At 61.1% G+C, this 20,984-nt stretch carries 19 protein-coding genes; 10 read left to right on the forward strand and 9 right to left on the reverse strand.

Annotated features, from left to right (window positions below; genetic code table 11):
• Positions 1-1,149: an efflux RND transporter periplasmic adaptor subunit gene (locus HU722_RS07970; protein WP_065873252.1), complete on the reverse strand. Its 1,149-nt coding sequence runs from the start codon at positions 1,147-1,149 to the stop codon at positions 1-3.
• Positions 1,150-1,435: 286 nt separating this feature from the next.
• Here HU722_RS07970 and HU722_RS07975 point away from each other — a divergent pair, with 286 nt between their 5' ends.
• The gene (locus HU722_RS07975; RefSeq protein WP_010212311.1) at positions 1,436-2,068 is read left to right on the forward strand and encodes a TetR family transcriptional regulator; all 633 of its coding nucleotides are present in this window, start codon (positions 1,436-1,438) and stop codon (positions 2,066-2,068) included.
• Positions 2,069-2,432: 364 nt separating this feature from the next.
• Here HU722_RS07975 and HU722_RS07980 read toward each other — a convergent pair whose 3' ends face one another.
• Genes HU722_RS07980 through HU722_RS07990 form a run of 3 tightly spaced genes read right to left on the reverse strand, consistent with a single transcriptional unit; the run spans position 2,433 to position 5,024 of the window.
• Positions 2,433-3,488, reverse strand: coding sequence for an alkene reductase (locus HU722_RS07980; RefSeq protein ID WP_065910484.1), 1,056 nt, complete (start codon positions 3,486-3,488; stop codon positions 2,433-2,435).
• A gap of 29 nt (positions 3,489-3,517) precedes the next feature.
• Positions 3,518-4,684 carry an MFS transporter gene (locus HU722_RS07985; RefSeq protein WP_065872051.1) on the reverse strand — a complete coding sequence of 389 codons (1,167 nt, stop codon included), beginning with the start codon at positions 4,682-4,684 and terminating at the stop codon, positions 3,518-3,520.
• 13 nt (positions 4,685-4,697) lie between these two features.
• Positions 4,698-5,024, reverse strand: a complete 327-nt coding sequence (locus HU722_RS07990) for an ArsR/SmtB family transcription factor (protein ID WP_065872050.1) — start codon at positions 5,022-5,024, stop codon at positions 4,698-4,700.
• 154 nt (positions 5,025-5,178) lie between these two features.
• Here HU722_RS07990 and HU722_RS07995 point away from each other — a divergent pair, with 154 nt between their 5' ends.
• Positions 5,179-5,763, forward strand: a complete 585-nt coding sequence (locus HU722_RS07995; protein WP_065872049.1) for an acyl carrier protein phosphodiesterase — start codon at positions 5,179-5,181, stop codon at positions 5,761-5,763.
• A gap of 107 nt (positions 5,764-5,870) precedes the next feature.
• On the opposite strand, the gene HU722_RS08000 is transcribed toward HU722_RS07995, so the two are convergent.
• Both HU722_RS08000 and olsB read right to left on the reverse strand, forming a co-directional pair.
• Complete coding sequence (locus HU722_RS08000; RefSeq protein WP_065872048.1) at positions 5,871-6,662, reverse strand: lysophospholipid acyltransferase family protein; 792 nt, start codon at positions 6,660-6,662, stop codon at positions 5,871-5,873.
• Positions 6,662-7,417 carry an L-ornithine N(alpha)-acyltransferase gene (gene olsB / locus HU722_RS08005; protein ID WP_049709576.1) on the reverse strand — a complete coding sequence of 252 codons (756 nt, stop codon included), beginning with the start codon at positions 7,415-7,417 and terminating at the stop codon, positions 6,662-6,664. Before olsB ends, HU722_RS08000 begins: the two co-directional genes overlap by 1 nt.
• A gap of 185 nt (positions 7,418-7,602) precedes the next feature.
• On the opposite strand from olsB, the gene HU722_RS08010 reads away from it, so the two are divergent.
• The 4 genes from HU722_RS08010 to HU722_RS08025 all read left to right on the forward strand — a co-directional run bounded on the left by HU722_RS08010 (position 7,603) and on the right by HU722_RS08025 (position 10,820).
• Positions 7,603-8,676, forward strand: coding sequence for a serine hydrolase domain-containing protein (locus tag HU722_RS08010; RefSeq protein WP_065945402.1), 1,074 nt, complete (start codon positions 7,603-7,605; stop codon positions 8,674-8,676).
• On the forward strand, positions 8,673-8,987 hold the full coding sequence (locus HU722_RS08015; RefSeq protein WP_065872046.1) for an amidase: 315 nt from the start codon (positions 8,673-8,675) through the stop codon (positions 8,985-8,987). Before HU722_RS08010 ends, HU722_RS08015 begins: the two co-directional genes overlap by 4 nt.
• Positions 8,988-9,070: 83 nt before the next feature.
• Positions 9,071-9,661 carry a YceI family protein gene (locus HU722_RS08020; RefSeq protein ID WP_065872045.1) on the forward strand — a complete coding sequence of 197 codons (591 nt, stop codon included), beginning with the start codon at positions 9,071-9,073 and terminating at the stop codon, positions 9,659-9,661.
• 1 nt (position 9,662) lies between these two features.
• Complete coding sequence (locus tag HU722_RS08025) at positions 9,663-10,820, forward strand: phospholipase D-like domain-containing protein (RefSeq protein ID WP_065890069.1); 1,158 nt, start codon at positions 9,663-9,665, stop codon at positions 10,818-10,820.
• Positions 10,821-11,115: 295 nt separating this feature from the next.
• On the opposite strand, the gene bglX is transcribed toward HU722_RS08025, so the two are convergent.
• On the reverse strand, positions 11,116-13,407 hold the full coding sequence (bglX, locus tag HU722_RS08030; RefSeq protein ID WP_065872043.1) for a beta-glucosidase BglX: 2,292 nt from the start codon (positions 13,405-13,407) through the stop codon (positions 11,116-11,118).
• A gap of 244 nt (positions 13,408-13,651) precedes the next feature.
• Here bglX and HU722_RS08035 point away from each other — a divergent pair, with 244 nt between their 5' ends.
• The 4 genes from HU722_RS08035 to HU722_RS08050 all read left to right on the forward strand — a co-directional run bounded on the left by HU722_RS08035 (position 13,652) and on the right by HU722_RS08050 (position 17,083).
• Positions 13,652-14,263, forward strand: a complete 612-nt coding sequence (locus HU722_RS08035) for a LemA family protein (protein ID WP_049709565.1) — start codon at positions 13,652-13,654, stop codon at positions 14,261-14,263.
• An 18-nt stretch (positions 14,264-14,281) separates the two neighbouring features.
• Positions 14,282-15,010 (forward strand): TPM domain-containing protein, encoded by a 729-nt coding sequence (locus tag HU722_RS08040; protein ID WP_186754352.1) that lies wholly within the window; start codon positions 14,282-14,284, stop codon positions 15,008-15,010.
• A 28-nt stretch (positions 15,011-15,038) separates the two neighbouring features.
• Positions 15,039-15,656 (forward strand): TPM domain-containing protein, encoded by a 618-nt coding sequence (locus HU722_RS08045; RefSeq protein ID WP_065882064.1) that lies wholly within the window; start codon positions 15,039-15,041, stop codon positions 15,654-15,656.
• A gap of 209 nt (positions 15,657-15,865) precedes the next feature.
• Entirely contained in the window at positions 15,866-17,083 is a 1,218-nt protein-coding gene (locus tag HU722_RS08050; protein ID WP_065874702.1) for a class I SAM-dependent methyltransferase, read from the forward strand.
• Here HU722_RS08050 and HU722_RS08055 read toward each other — a convergent pair.
• Both HU722_RS08055 and HU722_RS08060 read right to left on the reverse strand, forming a co-directional pair.
• The gene (locus HU722_RS08055; protein ID WP_225930680.1) at positions 17,031-17,984 is read right to left on the reverse strand and encodes a DMT family transporter; all 954 of its coding nucleotides are present in this window, start codon (positions 17,982-17,984) and stop codon (positions 17,031-17,033) included. The genes HU722_RS08050 and HU722_RS08055 overlap by 53 nt on opposite strands.
• A gap of 381 nt (positions 17,985-18,365) precedes the next feature.
• Complete coding sequence (locus HU722_RS08060) at positions 18,366-20,930, reverse strand: TonB-dependent receptor (RefSeq protein WP_186754354.1); 2,565 nt, start codon at positions 20,928-20,930, stop codon at positions 18,366-18,368.
• Positions 20,931-20,984: the final 54 nt, after the last annotated feature.

Genomic DNA, 20,984 nt, shown 5'->3' on the forward strand with positions numbered 1-20,984 from the left:
TTACTCCCCTTTGCCCGTAGTGGCAGCAGGAGCAGCAACCGTTCCGGCAGGCTTGGCGTTATCCGCCTCCTTGACCTTGACCTCGGCGCCCGGCTTGACGTATTGCAAGCCTTCGGTGATCACACGGTCACCGGCGTTCAAGCCTTTTTCCACCAGCCAGTAGGCGCCGGCGGTGCGGTTGGCAACCAGGACGCGCTGCTCGACCTTGTTGTCGGCATTGACGACCAGGGCCGTCGGGATGCCTTTGAGGTCGCGTGTTACGCCTTGCTGTGGAGCCAGGATCGCCTTGCTGTTCACGCCGGCTTGCAACTGGGCGTGTACAAACATGCCCGGCAGCAGGGTGTGGTCAGGGTTGGGGAACACGGCGCGCAGGGTCACGGAACCGGTGGTCTGGTCAACTGACACTTCGGAGAACTCCAGCTTGCCGTCCTGGCCGTAGTCGCTGCCGTCTTCCAGGGTCAGCTTAACCTTGGCGGCATTGGCGCCGGCTTTTTCCAGCTGGCCGCTTTCCAGGTCGCGGCGCAGTTTCAGCATTTCGGCCGAAGACTGCGTGACGTCGACGTAGATCGGGTCAAGTTGCTGGATGACGGCCATGGAGTCGGCTTGGCCGTTGCTGACCAGTGCGCCTTCGGTGACCGAAGAACGGCCGATACGGCCGGCGATCGGCGCGTACACCTTGGTGTAGCGCACGTTGATCTGCGCGGTTTGAACGTTTGCTTCCGCAGTCATGCGATTGGCGACGGCGGTGTCGTATTCCTGACGGCTCACGGCTTGCTCATCGACCAACTGCTTGTAACGGTCGGTGATGGATTTGGTCTGGGTCAGCGTGGCTTGCGCGCTTTTCAGAGTGGCTTCATACACCGATGGGTCGATCTGGTAGAGCTGTTGCCCTTCCTTCACGTCCGCGCCTTCCTTGAACAGGCGCTTGAGAATGATGCCGTTGACCTGCGGGCGAACTTCCGCGATGCGGTAGGCGGTGGTGCGGCCTGGCAGCTCGGTCGTCAGGGTGAAGGCTTGCGGTTGAAGGGTGACCACGCCGACCTGAGGGATTTGAGCGGGCGGAGCCGCCTCTTCCTTTTTACATCCGCTGAGCAGCGATGCCAGGGCGACGGCAGTGACCAGAGCGGTAACAGCTGGCTTAAGTTGCATGAAGATCCTCGGGTCAGGCGCGCAGAGTGCGCACAAGCAGTGTGGAAGGGTGAAAAACAAACGGTGAGTGGATAAGTAGCTTGCTACGCAATATACTTACGTTCATGGTTGTTTGTAAACTCTTGACAGGCTTTGCGGATTGTTGACAAAGCAACACCCAAAGCCTCGATTCCATTACGTTCGGCACCCATGATGGTGTCGTCCCACAAATATTCAGATGATCGTTACCGGCTATTAATTCTGCGTTAACGATAGTCTCAAGTGTCCTGATTGAGGTTTTACTGCCATGGTTCGTCGCACTAAAGAGGAAGCTCAGGAAACGCGCAGCCAGATCCTCCAAGCCGCCGAGCAAGCCTTCTATGAGCGCGGCGTTGCGCGCACTACGCTGGCGGACATCGCCGCGCTGGCCGGTGTGACGCGGGGGGCTATCTACTGGCATTTCAGCAACAAATCCGATTTGCTGCAGGCGCTGCTCGATACGCTGCATGAGCCGCTGGACGAATTGGCCAGGGCCAGTGAAAGCGAGGACGAACTCGACCCGCTGGGCTGCATGCGCAAGCTGCTGATTCATTTGTTCCATCAAGTGGCCCTGGACCCGAAAACCCGGCGCATCAACGAGATCTTGTTCCATAAGTGCGAATTCACCGATGAAATGTGCGACATGCGCCGCCAGCGCCAGACCCACAGCCTGGAATGCAACCTGCGCATCGGCCTGACATTGCGTAACGCGGTCCATCGCGGGCAACTTCCGGAAAACCTCGACACCACCCGTGGCGCGGTGTGTATCCACGCCTACATCAACGGGCTGATCGGCCAGTGGCTGCTGGTCCCCGACAGCTTCCAGCTCCATCAGGAAGCCGAGCGCTGGGTGGACGCAGGGCTGGACATGCTGCGCTGGAGCCCCAGCCTGCGCAATTGAGACAAAGTGCGTAATTGCATCAGGTTGTGTCAACAGTAAAGCGTAAGGATGGTCAATCGTCCTTCTGCCTGATTGGTGGGGTGACTTTATATACGGGCTGGCGGGGGGTTGATAGGTAGCCGGCTAAGTATTTTGTAGCGATTTTGTTGCGATTCTGTGAAGCAATGTTTTCCTGGGGGCACGCGTTCAAAAATGTGGGAGCGGGCTTGCTCGCGAAAGCGGTGGTTCAGTCAATTATTCAGTGACTGACACGCTGCATTCGCGAGCAAGCCCGCTCCCACATGGGTCAGCTGATGCATTCAAGATATGTGTAAAAAAGCCCCGGTTCCTGCGAACCGGGGCTTTTTCATTTCAGCTCGTTACCTCAGAGCGCCAGCGTCGGGTAGTCGATATAACCGACCGGGCCCTTGCTGTAGAAGGTGTCCGGGCGTGGATCATTCAGCGGAGCATCCGCCTTCAACCGCGCTGGCAAGTCCGGGTTGGCAATAAACGGCACGCCCCAGGCCACCGCATCAGCCTTGCCTTCAGCCAGCCAGGCATTGGCGCTGTCCTTGGTGAAGCGTTCGTTGGCGATGTAGACGCCGCCAAAGGCCTTTTTGAGGTGTGGGCCGAGGCTGTCAGGGCCTTCCTTTTCACGCGAGCAGATGAACGCGATACCACGCTTGCCCAGTTCGCTGGCCACGTAGGTGAAGGTTTCCGCCAGGTTGTCGTCGCCCATGTCGTGTGAGTCGGCGCGGGGTGCCAAGTGCACACCCACACGGCCGGCGCCCCAGACTTCGATGGCCGCGTCAGTCACTTCCAGCAGCAGGCGTGCACGGTTTTCCAGGGAGCCGCCGTACTGGTCGGTGCGCTTATTAGTGCTGCTCTGCAGGAACTGGTCGAGCAGGTAGCCGTTGGCACCGTGGATTTCCACGCCGTCAAAACCGGCGGCCTTGGCGTTCTCGGCACCGGTGCGGTAAGCGTCGACGATGTCGGCGATTTCAGCGGTTTCCAGCGCGCGAGGGGTCGGGTAGTCGGCCAGTGGGCGCACCAGGCTGACGTGGCCTTTAGGCTGGATCGCGCTCGGTGCAACCGGGGTTTCACCGTTCAAGTACGATTCGTGGGAAATACGGCCCACATGCCACAGCTGCAGGAAGATCTTGCCGCCTGCGCCATGAATCGCCTTGGTCACGTTGGCCCAGCCGCGCACCTGGTCGTTGGACCAGATGCCTGGGGTATCCGGGTAGCCCACGCCCAGCGGCGTCACGGAGGTGGCTTCGCTGAGGATCAACCCGGCGGCAGCGCGTTGCACGTAGTACTCGGCCATCAGCGCGTTGGGTACGCGACCGGCGTCTGCACGGCAGCGGGTCAGCGGCGCCATGATGATGCGGTTCGACAGTTCCAGGTCGCCCAGTTTGATCGGATCGAAAATAGTCGTCATCGGGAAAATACCTTTGTCTTTGAAGTGGATCAGTTGGTCGCAGGGGCCAGGCCGGCATCGCCGCTCTGACGGAAAGTAATCAGGGTCACCACCAGCGCGAGGATCGCCAGGGCCGCTGCGGCTAACGGCACACTGGTCAAGCCGAAACCGTGGGCTATCACACTGCCGCCAACCCAGGCACCCAGCGCGTTGCCGATGTTGAAGGCGCCGATGTTCAGGGTGGACACCAGGTTCGGTGCGGCCTTGCCGAAGGTCACCACGTTGATCTGCAACGCGGGCACGGCGGCGAACGAGGCGGTGGCCCACAGGAACAAGGTGATTTCAGTCGGGATGATGGCGACGCTGGTCCAGGTCAGCGCGGTGGAAACCACCGCCATACTGATGAACACGCCGATCAGGGTGGCCGCCAGGCGTTTATCCGCCAGCTTGCCGCCAATGATATTGCCCACGGTGAGGCCCAGGCCGATCAGCAGCAGGGTCCAGGTCACGCCCTTGGGCGACACGCCGGTGACATCGCCGAGCAGCGGCGCAACGTAGGTGAAGAGGGTGAACATGGACGCGGCGAACAGCGCAGTCATGCTCAGCGACAGCCAGATGCCGGCGCCTTTGAGCGCGGCCAGTTCGGCGCGCATGTCGAGTTTCTCTTCATCACGCTTGGCGGGCAGGAAGCGGATCAGGCCAATCAACGCCACCACACCAATCACCGTCACCGCCCAGAACGTCGAGCGCCAGCCGGCTTCCTGGCCCAGCGCGGTACCCAGGGGTACGCCGAGCACGTTGGCCAGGGTCAAACCGGTGAACATCAAGGCTACGGCCGAAGCACGCTTGTTAGCCGGCACAAGGTTGGCCGCTACCACTGAACCAATCCCAAAGAAAGCACCGTGGCACAGCGCCGTGACGACGCGGGCAAACATCAGCACGTTGTAGTCACTGGCCAGGGCGCAGAGCAGGTTGCCGATAATGAAGATGCCCATCAACGCTACCAGGGCGGCCTTGCGTGGCAGCTTGGCGGTGGCCAGTGCCATGAAAGGTGCACCGATGGCCACGCCCAGGGCGTAGCCGGTGACCAGCCAGCCGGCGCCGGGAATCGACACACCCAGGTCCGCCGCTACATCGGGCAGCAAGCCCATGATGACGAACTCGGTGGTGCCGATGGCGAAGGCGCTGAGTGCCAGTATGAGTAGCGAGAGGGGCATTATCGTTTCCTTGTTACAGCGCTGCGTTTTCGTCAGCGCTGAGTTCAGTGATGAGCGCCGCGAGGAAGGCCTGGATGGTGTCCTCGTTGCGTTTGAAAAAGTGCCACTGGCCGGCCTTCTGGCTGCTGATCAGCCCTGCGCGTTGCAAGGTGGCGAGGTGGGCCGACACGGTCGACTGGGACAAGCCGCAGCGCTGGTCGATCTGCCCGGCGCAGATGCCGTACTCGTGGTTGTGCAGTTGCTCGGGGAACTGCACTTTCGGGTCTTTCAGCCAAGTGAGGATGTCTCGTCGTACTGGGTGCGCCAGGGCTTTTATTATTTCGTCGAGGTCGATGGACATGGGAGGTGCTCGGTTTTTTACAGCGTTATATCGCGATGAGGCGAACTTTAAATCGCTATATCCCGATATGCCAATATGATTTTGATCTGAGTCTAGGCTCAATCGGTATATCGGGTTATAACGATACGTTGACGGCAGTGATAGACTGCGCGCCATGAATTATCTCGCACATCTGCACCTGGGCGGCCAACTTCCTGCGCAATTGCTGGGCAGCCTGTATGGCGACTTTGTCAAAGGCCGCCTGCAGGGGCAGTTCAGCCCGCAAATCGAATCGGCGATCCAGCTGCACCGCTCGATTGACCGTTTTACCGACAGCCACCCGTTGGTGGGGGAGGCGTTGTCACGCTTCAGCCTGACCCGCAGGCGCTATGCCGGGATCGTCCTCGATGTGTTTTTCGACCACTGCCTGGCGCGGGATTGGGCGTTGTATGCCGACCAACCGCTGGAGCGCTTCACGTCGCAGGTGTACCGCGTGCTGGCGGCCGAGCCGCAGTTGCCAGGGCGGCTGGCGCAGATTGCGCCGTATATGGCGGCGGATGATTGGTTGGGTTCTTACCGCGAGTTTGCGGTGATGGAGCAGGTGTTGCGCGGGATCTCGCGGCGGCTGACACAGCCGGAGGCGTTGGGGTTTGCGATGCAGGAGTTGCGGGTGTTGTATGAGCCTTTGAGTGAAGACTTCCGGGTGTTCTATCCAGAGCTGCAGGCCTTTGCACGCAACCACCTGACCACTGGGGTCTAAAGGTGGGAGCTGGCTAGCCTGCGATTGCAGTCTGCCAGTTGATACCTGTGTTGCTGACCCACCGCTATCGCAGGCAAGCCAGCTCCCACATTTTGACCGTGCCCGCTTTATGCCGCGAATGCCGGTCGAACCGCGATCTGTTCTGCTTCCGGCAACGGCCCAAACAACGCCTTCTGCACCGCCTGCTGCGCCTGATACGCCAGCGCCGCGCGCTCCTGCCCGGCACAGGCAATCGGCTTGAGCACATGAATCTCCACATCACCTTGGTCATTGCCAAACAGACGCATCAGGTGCGACAGCAAATCATCATCGCCAATAAACGGTGCCAGCGGGTCCACTTGGCCGTCGCGCAAATAACGGATCGCCACCGGTTGCAGCGACACATCCGCATCGATCGCACTGGCCAGCAAGCGCCCGTGGAACGTGCGCAGGCTGCGGCCGTCGGTGGTGGTGCCTTCCGGGAACATCAGCAGCGGGTGCTGTTGTTCCAAGTGACGGGTCATCTGCTTGCGGATCAACTGACTGTCACCCGAACCCCTGCGGATAAACAGGCTGCCTGCTTTAGCCGCCAACCAGCCGGCCACCGGCCAGGTGCGCACTTCGGCCTTGGACAGGAACGACATCGGCGCCACAGCGCCCAGCAGTGGAATATCGGTCCAGGACACGTGATTGCTCACCCACAGCATGGGCTGCGTCGGCAACTCGCCGTGCACCGTCACGCGAAAGGGCAGGGCATTGGTCAGGCGCGCCATGAAGAACCGCGACCAACGCTGGCGGCGCACCATCGAGTTGGCCACGCCCAAACGCTCAAACAGGCCAAACACGCTGGCCATGCTCAAGCCCAGCGCCACCACCACCAGCACGCGGGCAATGCGCCCGTAGATCCGCAGGCGGCTCATCACATGGCTGCCTTGAAGTGGCGGGCGTAACGCGGGCATAGCTCATCGCGCTTGAGCAGGATGAACACGTCGGCCACTTGGAAATCTTCATCCCAGCACGGCTCGCCGCAGATCTTCGCACCCAGGCGCATATAGGCCTTGAGCAGCGGTGGCATCTCGGCGATTACGTTGGACGGCAGGTCCAGTGCCGGCAGTGGTTTCTTCGGTTCGGCACGCAGGTGTTCGTTGCACAGGTAGCGTTCGCGCAGACGCTGCATGATCGCGTGGGCCTGGATGCCGCCGTCGTGCATCGGAATGCTTGCGCACCCCATCAGGTAGCTGTAGCCGCCTTGGTTCAACACTTCGGCCAACTCGCCCCACAACACGGCAATCGTGCCGCCGTTGCGGTAGGCGGGGTCGACGCAGGTGCGGCCGATTTCCAGGATAGGGCCCTGCAAGTGCAGCAAACCGTGCAGGCTGAATTCTTCTTCGCTGTAGAACCGGCCCAGGGTGCTCGCGGCCTGGTGGTCGAGCAAACGGGTGGTGGCGACCAATCGACCGCTGTTCAAATCCCGCACACCGATATGGCTGCAGTGAACATCATAGTCATCCATGTCCAGGCCCAGTTCCGCGCCTTTCAGCTTGGCGTTGAACTCGCCGCTGAACACGTTGAACCGCAAGGCCTGGGCTTCCTGCAAAGCCTGTGCGCCGATCAGGCGTTCGGCTTGCAGACGGCGTTCATTGCCGGTGTCGCTGATGCGGGCGATCTGAGTCATGGCGAGTCTCCGAGTGCCGGCCACGTTTCGGCCGGTCGACTTTGTTGTCCAAAGTCAGGCTATGTAGGCTCGGTGTCATCTCCATGAAGTTACGGTGACGGTTGGATGACAGCCCTCCCTGTCGCAAATCTGTCATCACCCTCGGCTAGGCTCGCGGGCTTGAATGCCCCCTTGAGTTTGCGTCCATGGTCAGAGGCTTGTTGTGCGTTGCCTTGCTGCTCGTCACCGTGACTGCCCACGCTGAAACCTGGCCCGATAAAGAATGGGCCAAGGGCACACCGCTCGCAGGTCCTGCCGTCGACGCTTTGGATGCTTACGCTTTCCCTGCGCGAGACGACACCACCCGCCAAGGCATTCGCACCGACGCGTTGCTGGTGATCCGCGACGGCGAGGTTATCTACGAACGCTACGCCGCACCCACCACCGCCAGCACGCCGCACCTCACCTGGTCCATCAGTAAAAGCCTGATGGCCACCGTGCTGGGCGTGGCCTATGGCGATAACCGCTTTAAATTGACCGACCCGGTCGCGCGCTTCTACCCGCCGATGAAGCAACACCCAACCGTGACCATGGCCGATTTGCTGCACTGGGCCTCGGGCCTGGACTGGCAGGAAGACTACGAATACGCGCCACTGAAATCTTCAGTGGTGGCGATGCTCTACACCCGTGGCCGCGCCGATATGGCTGACTTTGCCGCGGACACGGAGGCGGCCAGCGCACCCGGCCAGGCCTTTCGTTACTCCAGCGGCGACACCAACATCTTGTCCGCCGCTCTCAAAGGCATGCTCGGCCTCAAGGCTTATATGAGTTACCCCTGGGATGCCCTGTTCAAGCCCTTGGGTATCCGCAGTGCCACGTGGGAAACCGACGCCGATGAAACCTTTGTCGCCTCGTCCTACGCCTACCTCACCGCCCGCGACCTGGCGCGCGTCGGCCTGCTGATGGCGCGGGATGGTCGTTGGGGGGATCAACAGTTGCTGCCAAAGGATTGGGTGACCTTCAATCGCCAGCCGTTCGATAAATACAAAGCCGGCCAGGACGAAGCCGTCCCCGGCGGCCATTGGTGGCTCAATCAAGGCGCCCCACGGCCCTGGCCCGACGCCCCCGCCGACACCTTTGCCGCCCTCGGCCATTGGGGCCAGGCGCTGTATGTGATGCCCGACGAACGCCTGGTGATCGTGCGCTATGGCGACGACCGCGACGGCAGCTACCGCCACAACGAACTGCTCAAACGCGTGCTCGCGGCGGTGCAACCATGATCCGCCGTCGTCCGTTTACCAGCCTGTTTCTCCTGCTGCTTCTCGCCCTGCTGGGGTGGATCTGGCACGAGCGCGTCAACCTGCAAGCCTTCCCCGACATCATCGCGGCGTATACGGCCAAGGAGTATTGCTCGTGTCGGTATGTGGCGAACAACCCGGCCGAGTATTGCCGGGGGTATGTGAAGCAATACGTGCCGACCAGCGCATTCAGCGACAACCCGGCGCGCAGTGAAGTGACGGCGAGTGGGTTGGGGCGTACCCACAGTGCGCGGTGGTTGGGCGACCGCCAGGGCTGCCGCCTGACGCCCTGACGCCCAAACGTCCCCACATTGGATTTGCGCCGTTCATGAGATTGCGCTTAAGGTTCGTTCAGGTTTTTCCCCCGCGAGTCTTTATGTTCAACGCTTCTCTATTCAACCCCCTGGCCTTCGCCCTCCTGGCCACCGTCGCTGTGCCTGCCCACGCCGACTGGTACCTGGATAACGAATCCTCGCGCCTATCGTTCGTTACCACCAAAAACACCGAGATTGCCGAAGTCCATCGCTTCCTGGTGTTGCACGGCAAGGTCGACAGCAAAGGTGCGGCCCAGATGGAAGTGGAAATGGAGTCGGTCAACAGCGGCATTCCCCTGCGCGATGAGCGCATGCGCAACCAGTTGTTCGAGATCAAGACCTTCCCCGAAGCGTTGATCAGCGCACAGATCAATCTGCAACCCATCAATGACCTCGCGCCCGGAGCACAGTTGGAATTGCGCATGCCGCTGTCCGTGACCCTGCATGGCAAAACCCAGACCTACAGCGCCGAATTGCTGGCCACGCGCTTGGACGACCGACGTTTCCAAGTAGTGACCCTGGAACCGGTGGTGCTGCACGCCGAGGATTTCGATCTGGCGCCGGGTGTGGCGGCGTTGCGCAAGGCGGCGGGGCTTGCGTCGATCAGTTTGTCGGTACCGGTGGGTGCGGTGCTGATCTTTACGGCACGCTGACATGAGCGGCGCGGTGTTTCCATGGCGCAGCGCCAATCGGTTCGAGTTGCTGATCGACGGCCCGCAATTCTTCCCGCAGATGCTGGTGGGCATCGCCCGTGCCGAGCGGCAAGTGGACCTTGAACTCTATCTGGTGGAGGCCGGAGCCTGCGCCGAAGCGCTGGTACAGGCGCTGGTGCTGGCGGCCGAGCGTGGTGTGCAGGTGCGTTGCCTGTTTGATGATTACGGCAGCCTGGCGTTTACCCTCGGCTTGCGTAAACGCCTGACCGATGCCGGTGTACAACTGCGTTTCTACAATCGCCTGAGCTGGCGCCGCTGGATGCGTAATTTTTACCGCGACCACCGCAAGCTGTTGCTGATCGACCAGAGCAGTGCGGTGGTCGGCGGTACGGGGGTGACGGATGAATTCTGGACCCCTGGCCAAGACACCGCCGACTGGCATGAAGTGATGGTGCAAATCAGCGGCCCGCTGGTGCTGGACTGGCAGGCGCTGTTCGACCGTCAATGGCACGCGAACGCGGCGCGCCGGGAATGGAAGCCCGCCACCCACTTTGGTTTACCGCGTTTGCCCAAGGTGCCGGCGACTGGGCCGGGCCTGGGCCGCGTGGCCTACGCCGACGCCCGTCAGCATCGCGATATTTTGCAATCGCTGATCCGTGCCCTGAATAACAGTCACCAGCGCATCTGGCTGGCCACGCCCTATTTTCTGCCAACCTGGGGCGTTCGTCGCGCTTTGCGCCGTGCGGCCGGGCGCGGGGTGGATGTGCGTTTACTGCTCACCGGCCCGCGCACCGATCACCCGTCTGTACGTTACGCCGGGCACCGGTATTACCCGCGATTGCTGCGCTCGGGTGTACAGATCTTTGAGTACCAGCCGTGCTTCCTGCACCTCAAAATGGTGCTGGTGGATGACTGGGTCAGCATTGGCTCGTGCAACTTCGATCACTGGAACCTGCGTTTCAACCTGGAAGCCAACCTGGAAGCGTTGGACCCCGAGCTGACGCTGGCGGTGAAGGGCAGTTTCGAACGCGATTTTGCCCAGAGCCAGGCAGTGAGCCTGGAGGCGTGGAAGTCGCGGCCATTGTGGCGGCGGGTGAAACAACGGGTGTGGGGGTGGATTGATCGCTTGGTGGTGAACTTGCTGGACCGACGCGGCTAGCCAGACCACTGAGATCAAATGTGGGAGCTAGCTTGTCGAATCGTCGAACCGCTGCGATAGCCATAGGTATCTACACATCTTGAGGGAGCCCTCTGCGTAGCAGCTGTCGAGCCCCGGCGAGGCTGCGTTTGCGGGCTGTCTGACACACCGCTGACGCAGCCTCGCCGGGGCTCGACAGCTGCTACGCAATTTCACTTTGAAGATGTAGATACTTATGCTGCGATAGCGGTAGTGAATTCACCACCGCTATCGCAGGCAAGCCAGCTCCCACACTGACTGCGTTTACAGCGTTAGATCAGAGCAGTTCGAACGTCTGCTGCTGCACATCCTGGGAATCCAGCCCGATCTGCACGTTGAACTCACCCGGCTCCGCCGCGAACTTGAGCTGGGTGTTGTAGAACTTCAGGTCTTCCTCGGTGATGGTGAAGTGCAGCGTGCGCTCCTCACCCGCCTTGAGCATGACCTTCTGGAAGTTTTTCAACTCCTTGATCGGGCGGATCATCGAGCCGGCCACATCCTGGATATACAGCTGCACCACGGTTTCGCCATCCACCTTGCCGGTGTTGGTCACAGTGACACTGGCGTCGAGCTTGCCGGTCTTGTTCAGCGTAGTGGACGACAGCGCCATGTCCGACAGGTTGAACGTGGTGTAGCTCAGGCCATAGCCAAACGGGAACAGGGGCCCGGTGGTGTCATCGAAGTACTGCGAGGTGTAGTTGCCCGGTTTGCCTGGGGTGAACGGTCGGCCGACGGTCAGGTGGTTGTAGTACGTCGGAATCTGCCCTACCGAGCGTGGGAACGTGATCGGCAGCTTGCCCGACGGGTTGTAGTCACCAAACAGCACGTCGGCAATGGCGTTGCCGCCTTCGGTGCCGGCGAACCAGGTTTCCAGGATCGCGTCGGCCTGTTGGTTCTCTTCAACAATCGACAGCGGGCGGCCGTTCATCAGCACCAGTACAAGCGGCTTGCCGGTGGCTTTCAAGGCCTTGATCAGGTCGCGCTGGCTTTGCGGGATGTTCAGGTCGGTGCGGCTCGAGGATTCGTGCGACATGCCACGGGACTCACCCACGGCAGCCACCACCACATCGGCATCCTTGGCGGCCTTTACGGCCTCGTCGATCATCACTTGGGCAGGGCGGGTGTCATCCACCACTTCCGGCGCATCGAAGTTGAGGAAGTTCAGGTAGTCGACCACGGCCTTGTCGTTGGTGATGTTGGCGCCACGGGCATAGATGATCTTGCCTTTTTCGCCGATCACCGCGTTTAAACCGTCGAGCAGCGTCACCGATTGCGCAGGCCGTCCGGCGGCGGCCCAACTGCCCATCATGTCAATAGGCGCCTTGGCCAGCGGGCCGACCAGGGCGATGGTCGCGGATTTTTTCAGCGGCAGGGTGTTGTTCTGGTTTTTCAGCAACACCAGGCTGCGGCGTGCGATGTCGCGTGCGTCGGCACGGTGCAGGCGGCTTTCGGCGTAGGTGTCGGCCGGGTCATCCTCGGCCTTGCCGATGCGCAGGTACGGGTCCTTGAACAGGCCCATGTCGTATTTGGCACCGAGCACTTCGCGCACGGCGTTATCGATGTCGCTCTGTTCGATCTCGCCGGACTTGAGCAGCCCCGGCAATTCTTTGGCATACAACGAGTCGTTCATGCTCATGTCGATGCCGGCCTTGATCGCCAGCTTGGCGGCTTCGCGCCCGTCCTTGGCCACGCCGTGCTTGATCAGCTCGAAGATCGCGCCATGGTCGCTCACGGCCACGCCCTTGAAGCCCCAGTCCCGGCGCAGCAGGTCATTCATCAGCCAGGTGTTGGCGGTGGCAGGCACGCCGTTGATCGAGTTCAGCGCCACCATCACGCCGCCGGAGCCGGCCTTGATCGCCGCGTGGTACGGCGGCAGGTAGTCCTGGTACATCTTGACCGGGCTCATGTCGACCACGTTGTAGTCGCGACCGCCTTCCACCGCGCCATACAGGGCGAAATGCTTGACGCTGGCCATGATGCTGTCGGCATTCGCGGGGCTCACGCCCTGGAACGCCTTGACCATCACTTCGGCGATGCGCGAGACCAGATACGTGTCTTCACCAAAGCCTTCGGACGTACGGCCCCAGCGCGGGTCGCGGGAGATGTCGACCATCGGCGCAAAAGTGATGTCGAGGCTGTCGGCGGCGGCTTCCTGGGCAGCGACGCGCCCGGAGCGGCTGATGGCCTCCATGTCCCAGCTGGATGCCAGGGCCAGGCTGATCGGGAAGATCGTGCGGTGGCCGTGGATCACGTCGTAGGCGAAGAACATCGGGATCTTCAGCCGGCTGCGCATGGCCGCGTCCTGCATCGGACGGTTTTCCGGGCGGGTGATGGAGTTGAAGGTGCCACCGATACGGCCGGCGGCGATTTCCTTGCGGATCAGCTCGCGGGGCATCTCGGGGCCGATGCTGATCAGGCGCAATTGGCCGATCTTTTCGTCCAGGGTCATCTGCTTGAGCAGGTCGCTGACAAACGCGTCCTTGTCTTTAAGCGCAGCAGGCTTTGTTTCTGCCCATACGGGGTGACTGGCCAGAGTGGCAACAAGGCCGAGCAAACACAGCTTTTTCATGAATATCCTTTTTCGGCTCACTGCACAGCATTGGGGTGAATGCTGATCGGCCAAAATGTGGGGAGCGTCTATTGTTGTTCGGGTGTTGTTCAGATAAATGCAGCACACTCTGAACTCTTGTTCGCGCTGGGCATCTTTGTAGCTGATTGGCTCGATGCATTCCAGTGGTGGCGGATTATGCCCCAAGCGCGTGGTGTATAGGGTTAGTCGTAACATTCCATCAAGATTGGGCAGGAGAAACACCATGCAAGCAGCACAAGGTTACCGCTGGGGCTTGAAAGCCGCGGTTTTGCTATTGATCAGCAGCGTGCTGAGCGGTTGCGGCATCAACAACATCCCGACCCTGGACGAACAGGCCAAGGCCGCCTGGGGCCAGGTGCAGAACCAGTACCAACGCCGCGCCGACCTGATTCCCAACCTGGTGGAAGTGGTCAAGGGCTATGCTGCCCATGAGCAGGACACGCTCACCGCCGTGATTGAAGCGCGGGCCAAGGCCACGTCGATCCAGGTGGATGCCAGCACCCTCGACAATCCGGAAAAACTCAAGCAGTTCCAGCAAGCCCAGGATGGCTTGAGTGGCGCACTCAGTCGTTTGATGGTGGTGTCCGAGCGCTACCCGGACCTGAAGGCCAACCAGAATTTCCTGGCCCTGCAATCGCAGCTTGAAGGCACCGAAAACCGTATCGCCGTGGCACGCCGCGACTTTATCCAGGCCGTACAGGCCTACAACACCGAGATTCGCACTTTCCCTGGCCGTCTGTGGCACAGCGTGATGTACAGCGACTTGCCGGTCCGCGCCACGTTTGAGGCCACCAGTGCCGATGCCGATAAAGCGCCGCAAGTGAAGTTCAAATAAAGCTGCATTGAGGTGTCGATGCGTTTATTACGGATAGGCCTGGCGCTGTGGCTGTTGGCCTGCGTGGGCGTGGCCCAGGCAGCGCTGACCTTCCCGGCGCTGACCGGGCGGGTGGTGGATAACGCCCAGATGATCGACGCGGCCACGCGCCAGCAACTGACACAGCAGCTGCAGGCGCTGGAACAGACGTCCGGCGACCAGATCGTAGTGGTCACCGTGCCTGACTTGCAGGGCGTACCGATTGAGGACTTCGGTTATCAATTGGCTCGCCACTGGGGTATCGGCCAGAAAGGCAAGGATAACGGCGCGCTGTTGATCGTCGCCCGCGATGAGCGCAAATTGCGCATCGAAGTCGGTTACGGCCTGGAAGGCGTGCTCACCGATGCGCAGTCGTGGGTGATCATCAATCAGGTGATTGCACCGGCGTTCAAGGCCGGTAACTACAGCAAAGGCATCAGCGACGGCGTGGCTGCGATGGTGCAAGTGGTGGGCGGTGAACCCTTGGCCGTGCCAGCCCATGTGGCGGATGGCAACTTTGCCAAGGATAATCCCGGGCTTTCCATCGGCCTGTTTGTCCTGCTGATCGGCGTGTTGTGGCTGTGCAACCGGATGGGGCTGCCAGTCGGTGCAATCCTGCTGGCGATTCTCAGCAGCAGCGGGCGCGGCGGTGGTGGCGGGGGCGGCGGTGGTGGTTTCCGGGGTGGCGGCGGCGGCTTCGGCGGCGGCGGGGCCTCGGGCGGCTGGTAATGACAATAATGAGAGAGCAACTACAACCATGGCATTACTGACTGAACACGAGCAGCGCCAAGTCGCCGAAGCGATCGCCCGCGTGGAAAAAACCACCGACGCCGAACTGGTGACCGTGCTGGCCGCCCGCGCCGATGACTACGCCTATATCCCGCTGCTGTGGGCGAGCCTGATCGCGTTGGTGGTGCCGGGCGTGGTGCATTATTTGTCGGGTTACCTGACCATGTACACCTTGCTGTTGGCGCAATGGGCGACATTCATCGTGTTGTGCCTGGTGTTCCGCTTGCCCAAGGTCACCACGCGCTTGATTCCACGTTCGGTGCGCCATTGGCGCGCGTCCAACCTGGCGCGGCGGCAGTTCCTGGAGCAGAACCTGCACCACACGCAGGGCAGCACCGGGGTGCTGATTTTTGTCAGCGAGGCCGAGCGCTATGTGGAGATTCTGGTCGACGACGGGATTTCCAGGCACCTGGATGACAGCAGTTGGGACGCCATCGTCAAGGCGTTTACCCAGCAGGTAAAGCAGGGGCAGACGTTGGCCGGGTTTATCAGTTGCATTGAGGCCTGCGGTGAATTGTTGAAGGTACATGTGCCGGTCACCCAAACCCGTAATGAACTGCCGAATCGCCTGGTCGTACTCGAATAACCCAGACACCACCGGTTTATGTGGGAGCTGGCTTGCCTGCGATGCGGACGACTCGGTCCACCAGGCAAACCGAGGTGATGCCATCGCAGGCAAGCCAGCTCCCACAGGGTTTTGAGGTGACCAGATAACCGTTGATCAAATAACCCCGTGCCCTAAACCCCCATCCCCCCTAAAATGCCCGGCATTCCCAGCCCGAGGCGTTTTTGTTCATGTCTGTCACCGCTCAACCTGCCCGCCCTGCGCCGGACCATCACGCCGAGTTCATCGAACTGCTCAGCGCAAGCCTCGCGCAAAACGCCTTTATCAAGCTGGTGCTGGCCAAATACGTCGGTGAAGAGGCCGAATTGCAGCGGCTGATCATCAAGCCGGTAGTGGTCAAGGAGCAGGCATGCCTGTCCTTCGTCTATCGCTACAAAACCCGTGACATCACCAAAAACTTCCCGTTGGCAGAGGCCGTGGCGGCGATTGCCGAGCTGCTGCCGGCGCAGTTCAAAAACGCCCACCTGCTGTCGCTGACCGACGAAGTCCAGTTGGAATACAGCAAGAAGAACAAAAGCTCGCTGTTCAAAAGCAAGCCGCAGCAACTGCGTGAGGCGCCCTCGGCCGAGCATAACCGCGAGAAAAATCGCTTCCTCGACCTGAGCCGGCCGTTTCTCGCCGACCTGGGTGTGACCGACGCCAAGCAGGCGCTGATCCCGTCGATGTCGCGCAAGTGGAAGCAGATCAACAAGTTCATCGAAGTGTTCAGCCATGCGCTGACCTCGTCACCCTTGAAGCTGGATCAACCGGTGCGCGTGGCGGACTTTGGTTCGGGCAAGGGCTACCTGACGTTCGCCATCCACGACTACCTGCGCAACACCCTCAAGGCCGAGGGTGAAGTGACGGGCGTGGAGCTGCGTGAAGACATGGTGACCCTGTGCAACACCGCCGCCGCTCGCCTGGAACACCCGGGGCTGGTGTTCAAATGCGGCGATGTGCGCAGCGTGGCGCCGAGCGAGCTGGACGTGATGATCGCCCTGCATGCCTGCGACATTGCCACTGACTATGCGATCCACACCGGCATCCGCTCCGGCGCGTCGATCATCATGTGCTCGCCGTGCTGCCACAAACAGATTCGCCTGCAGATCCAGAGCCCGGTGCTGCTCAAACCGATGCTGCAATACGGCCTGCACCTGGGCCAGCAGGCGGAAATGGTCACCGACAGTTTGCGCGCGCTGTTCCTGGAGGCCTGTGGTTATGAAACCAAGGTGTTCGAGTTCATCTCGCTGGAACACACCAACAAGAACAAGATGATCCTCGCGGTGAAGCGTGCAGAGCCGATGGACAACGCGCAGTTGCTGGAGAAAATCCAGGAGCTGAAGGCGTTCTACCACATCACCGAACACTGCCTGGAAACCCTGCTGCGCGCGGATGGGTACCTGACCTGAAGTGAGCACGGTCGCCTGTGGGAGCTGGCGCAGGCTGCACCGCCGTCTTGCGCCCCAGCATCACCGTCACAATCACCCCGCACGCAAACACCCAGGTAATCGGCTCGATGTGTTCACCAAAGAACAGCGCCGAGAACGCGATGGTGAAGAAGATCTGCAACAGCTGAATCTGACTGACCCGCGCAATCCCGCCCATGGCCAACCCGGCATACCAGGCGAAGAACCCCAAAAACTGCGAGAACAGCGACACATAACCAAACGCCCACCACGCGCGCATGGAAATCGCCTCTTGATGCTGCGCCGCCAAGTACCACACCGGGCCGATCAACACCGGCGTCGACAGTACCAGCGCCCAGCAGATCACCTGCCAGCCACCCATCTCCTTGGCCAGTCGTCCGCCTTCGGCATAACCCAGGCCGCCCACGGCAATCGCGCCAAGCATCAGCAGGTCGCCCGCCTGAATACTGCCGGCCCCGGTGATCAGCGCATAACTCAACACCAGGCCGCTGCCCAGCGCCGCGCAGGCCCAGAAGGCTTTTGACGGCCGCTCATGGGACAGCCACGCCGCATACAGCGCTACGCACAACGGTTGCAGGCCATTGACCAGCGCGCCATGGGACGCTGGCAAGGTTTGCATGGCCCAGGCCGACAGCACCGGAAAACCCAGAATCACGCCCGCGATCACCAGGCACAGCCCGCGCACCTGACGCCAGCTCGGCCAGCGTTCACGCCGCCACAGCAACAGCGCCGCCGCCGGGATCGCCGCGAACAGAGCGCGGCCCAGGCCGTTGAGCAACGGGTGCATTTCCTGCACCACGATGCGGGTGAAGGGCAGGGTCAGGCTGAAAATGATGACGCCCAGCAGGCCAAGGGCCATGCCGGTGTTTTCGCGCGAGCTCATGGGGAAGAACCGAAATCTGGAGGGCTTCAAGGGAACCCATCTAGCCACAACCCCCGCTGATTGCAGGCCTACAGCTGGGCGCGGATTTATCCGTACAGTTGAGTCCCGGTGGGGGCTGGCTTGCCTGCGATAGCCACAGGTATCTACACAACTTTCAAGGCTGCAAAATCTCCCTGTAGTGAGCGGGCTTGCCCCGCGCTGGGCTGCGAAGCGGCCCCAACAAAGGCTGCGCCGAGTTCCAGGTAGGACCAGGTCGCCTGGTTTGGGGCCGCTTCGCAGCCCAGCGCGGGGCAAGCCCGCTCACTACAAGTGCGATAGCATCACCTAGGCCTACGTGATCCACCGAGGTGTCTGCATCGCGGGCAAGCCCGGCTCCCACATTTAGAAGAAGCGCGTGATGCTGATCTTGGCGTTGCGCCCTTCGCTGTAGACACCCTCGCCGCTGAGAGCCGGCTGGTAGCTGCGGTTGAATAGGTTGTCGACGGTGAAGTTGATCTCGGTGCCTTTGAGGCCGGCCTGCTGCGGTTTCCAATTGGCGAACAGGCCCTGGGTGTCGTAACTGGCGTTCTCGGTTTGGTCGTAGATAAAGTCGCCGATGCTGGAGTTGAATCCACCAGGGTAAATGTCGGTGGGCACCCGGTCGGTCTTGCGCACGAACTGGCCCTGCCAGCCCACTTGTGCGTCCCAGCTCGGTATCTTGGTACCCAGCACCACCACCCATTTGGCCGGTGGAATATCCCGCGCCCACACATGACGGTCGGTAGCCCAAGGGTTGGTGTAGGGGTTGTCGCGTTTACCTGTAGCCCAGGAGTAAGTCAGGGAGCCGAACACGTATGTCGAATCGTAGTAGCTTTCGAGCTCGACGCCCTTGATGGTCATGCCGCCGACGTTGCGATAGTTGGTTCTGGACGCCGTGTCGTTGCACACCGTATCGATATTACCCGGCACGGTCATTTGCCGTTCGCAGCCGATGCCGGTGGCCTTCATGATCTCGTCTTCGATGCGGTTGTGAAACAGCGTGGTGCGCAGTTGCAGGTTGTCATCGCGGGTGAAAATGCGCGAGAAGTTGGTGACGTTGCCCGCGGTAATCGCCGTAATGCGCTCGGGCTTGAGGTTGAGGCTTGTGGCGCTGCGCGTGCTGGCGGCGCCCTGGACTTCATACTGTTCATCGATGACCGGCGCACGCCACGTGCGGTTCCAGCTGGCGAAGAAGGCCACATCCGGGGTCACGTTCCAGAACGCTGCCAGGCGCGGTGACCAGCCCGTGTAGGTGCGGTCGCTGTAGTCATGGCCGACGCGCGGGTCCGGGTTGCTGTAGTACGGCGCATCATTGGCTTCGCCGCGGTTGCGCACGTGGTCATAGCGCAGGGACGGGGTGATGGTCACATCCCCAAGCGTGACCGCGTCCTGCAGGTAGAACGAATTTGTGTCGACCTTGCCGTGGGGCATGAAATACGGCTGGAAATGCCCATAGTTGTATCTCGCGGTGTTGTAGGTGGCGCCGGGCATCCAGCTTTCGGTTTCGCGGTCGTGCTTGCGGATCTGCACGCCAGTGGTCACTGCGTGTTCCAGCGGACCGGTGGTCAACAGGCTGATATTGCGCAGCTCAAGGATGCGGTCGGCATAAGACGTTTCCATCTTGCGTCCACCGGTGCTCAGACCAATCACGGCATTTTCGGCGCGTTCGTCAGTCTGGTCGGTCTTGGAGAACGAGTAGCTGAGCTTCAAGTCGATTAATGGGTTGTTCAGCGGCTGGTACTGGTAGTTGCCCGACCAGGTGGTGTCCACGGTTTCACGGTCGGCCAGGAAACGTGTCAGCGCGCCTTTGTAGCCATACCGGTCGATCGCCGCTTGCGTCGGCGGTGACGGGTAGGATTTAGCCGAGAACGGCGCCATGCGCTCGCTTTTGGCACTGGAGTAGGACAAGCCCATGCTGTGTTCGTCGGTAAGGTGGGCATTGACCTTGAACAGTTGGCCCTCTACATCCTGTGCACTGTTGGGCAGGCGCTTGGGGTTGATCGGGTATTGATTGCGCGGGTCGGGCGGAGTGCCGGCGAGCTTCAAGTCGTCGCCGTCGCGCTTGGTCAGGTAAATCAGGCCATCCATGCGACCATCGTCGGTGCGGCCATACACCGCGCCGCTGTACACCTGCTCGTGGGTGTTGCTGGAGTAGCCATACTTGGCCATCGCCCCGGCGTTACGCCCGTCCTTGAGCAGGTCCGGCGCATCCTTGGTGGTCATGTTGACCGTGCCGCCGAAGCCGCCGTTACCGGTGAACGGCGAGTAAGGGCCTTTCTCCACCTCAATGCTTTTGATCAACTCGGGCTCGATGAAGACCGTGCCTTGTTGATAGCGCTCGAAGCCACTTTTGGTTGCGCCATCCACGGTCATCGGCACATCTTCTGCATCGCCCATGCCGCGAATGTTCATGGTCTGGCCACCTGGCTTGGGCGAGCCGCCCATGAACACACCGGGCAAAGTCTGCAACAGCGAAGGGATGTTGTCGGGCTGGTAACGGTCAATATCGGCCTGGCTCAAGGTGGAGCGGCCTACGGTGCTGGAGTCGACCTCGTTACCGGTGCCGATCACGCTCAGGGCGTCCAACTGAATCGCACCGCTCTGGGTAGTTTTCGCCTCTTCGGGCCTTACCACATAGGTGTTGCCGACTTTGATCAGGGTGAACTCACCATTTTTCAGCAAGGTGCGAATCGCCACTTCCGCGGTGAAGTCACCGTCGAGTGCCGGCGCCTGCACATTCCTGAACAGCGCTTCATCGAACAACAGCTGGATTTTCGCCTGCTGCGCCACCTGGCTCAGGGATGTCGCCAGGGCCTGGGCGGGCAGCTTGAATGGCTCCGCTTGGGCGCTGAGGCTGAATGCCAGGCAGGTGGCGATGAGGGTCGGTCGAAGCAACAGGTGCGAAGCGTGGCAAGGCGCGCGAAACATGAAATCCCCCGGTGTGGCCAAATGGCCAAAAAGGCGTGCGTATTGAATGCAGAC

Source organism: Pseudomonas tritici, assembly GCF_014268275.3.
GTDB lineage: Bacteria > Pseudomonadota > Gammaproteobacteria > Pseudomonadales > Pseudomonadaceae > Aquipseudomonas > Aquipseudomonas tritici.

What these genes read in the sequence shown, in the direction of transcription:
- HU722_RS08060 (WP_186754354.1), bottom strand. Translation starts at nt 20,930, where the DNA reads ATGTTTCGCGCGCCTTGCCACGCTTCGCACCTGTTGCTTCGACCGACC.
- bglX (WP_065872043.1), bottom strand. Translation starts at nt 13,407, where the DNA reads ATGAAAAAGCTGTGTTTGCTCGGCCTTGTTGCCACTCTGGCCAGTCAC.
- HU722_RS07970 (WP_065873252.1), bottom strand. Translation starts at nt 1,149, where the DNA reads ATGCAACTTAAGCCAGCTGTTACCGCTCTGGTCACTGCCGTCGCCCTG.
- HU722_RS08015 (WP_065872046.1), top strand. Translation starts at nt 8,673, where the DNA reads ATGATCCGCCGTCGTCCGTTTACCAGCCTGTTTCTCCTGCTGCTTCTC.
- HU722_RS07995 (WP_065872049.1), top strand. Translation starts at nt 5,179, where the DNA reads ATGAATTATCTCGCACATCTGCACCTGGGCGGCCAACTTCCTGCGCAA.
- HU722_RS07985 (WP_065872051.1), bottom strand. Translation starts at nt 4,684, where the DNA reads ATGCCCCTCTCGCTACTCATACTGGCACTCAGCGCCTTCGCCATCGGC.
- HU722_RS08020 (WP_065872045.1), top strand. Translation starts at nt 9,071, where the DNA reads ATGTTCAACGCTTCTCTATTCAACCCCCTGGCCTTCGCCCTCCTGGCC.
- HU722_RS08045 (WP_065882064.1), top strand. Translation starts at nt 15,039, where the DNA reads ATGGCATTACTGACTGAACACGAGCAGCGCCAAGTCGCCGAAGCGATC.
- HU722_RS07980 (WP_065910484.1), bottom strand. Translation starts at nt 3,488, where the DNA reads ATGACGACTATTTTCGATCCGATCAAACTGGGCGACCTGGAACTGTCG.
- HU722_RS08025 (WP_065890069.1), top strand. Translation starts at nt 9,663, where the DNA reads ATGAGCGGCGCGGTGTTTCCATGGCGCAGCGCCAATCGGTTCGAGTTG.
- olsB (WP_049709576.1), bottom strand. Translation starts at nt 7,417, where the DNA reads ATGACTCAGATCGCCCGCATCAGCGACACCGGCAATGAACGCCGTCTG.
- HU722_RS07975 (WP_010212311.1), top strand. Translation starts at nt 1,436, where the DNA reads ATGGTTCGTCGCACTAAAGAGGAAGCTCAGGAAACGCGCAGCCAGATC.
- HU722_RS08040 (WP_186754352.1), top strand. Translation starts at nt 14,282, where the DNA reads ATGCGTTTATTACGGATAGGCCTGGCGCTGTGGCTGTTGGCCTGCGTG.
- HU722_RS08050 (WP_065874702.1), top strand. Translation starts at nt 15,866, where the DNA reads ATGTCTGTCACCGCTCAACCTGCCCGCCCTGCGCCGGACCATCACGCC.
- HU722_RS08000 (WP_065872048.1), bottom strand. Translation starts at nt 6,662, where the DNA reads ATGAGCCGCCTGCGGATCTACGGGCGCATTGCCCGCGTGCTGGTGGTG.
- HU722_RS07990 (WP_065872050.1), bottom strand. Translation starts at nt 5,024, where the DNA reads ATGTCCATCGACCTCGACGAAATAATAAAAGCCCTGGCGCACCCAGTA.
- HU722_RS08035 (WP_049709565.1), top strand. Translation starts at nt 13,652, where the DNA reads ATGCAAGCAGCACAAGGTTACCGCTGGGGCTTGAAAGCCGCGGTTTTG.
- HU722_RS08055 (WP_225930680.1), bottom strand. Translation starts at nt 17,984, where the DNA reads ATGAGCTCGCGCGAAAACACCGGCATGGCCCTTGGCCTGCTGGGCGTC.
- HU722_RS08010 (WP_065945402.1), top strand. Translation starts at nt 7,603, where the DNA reads ATGGTCAGAGGCTTGTTGTGCGTTGCCTTGCTGCTCGTCACCGTGACT.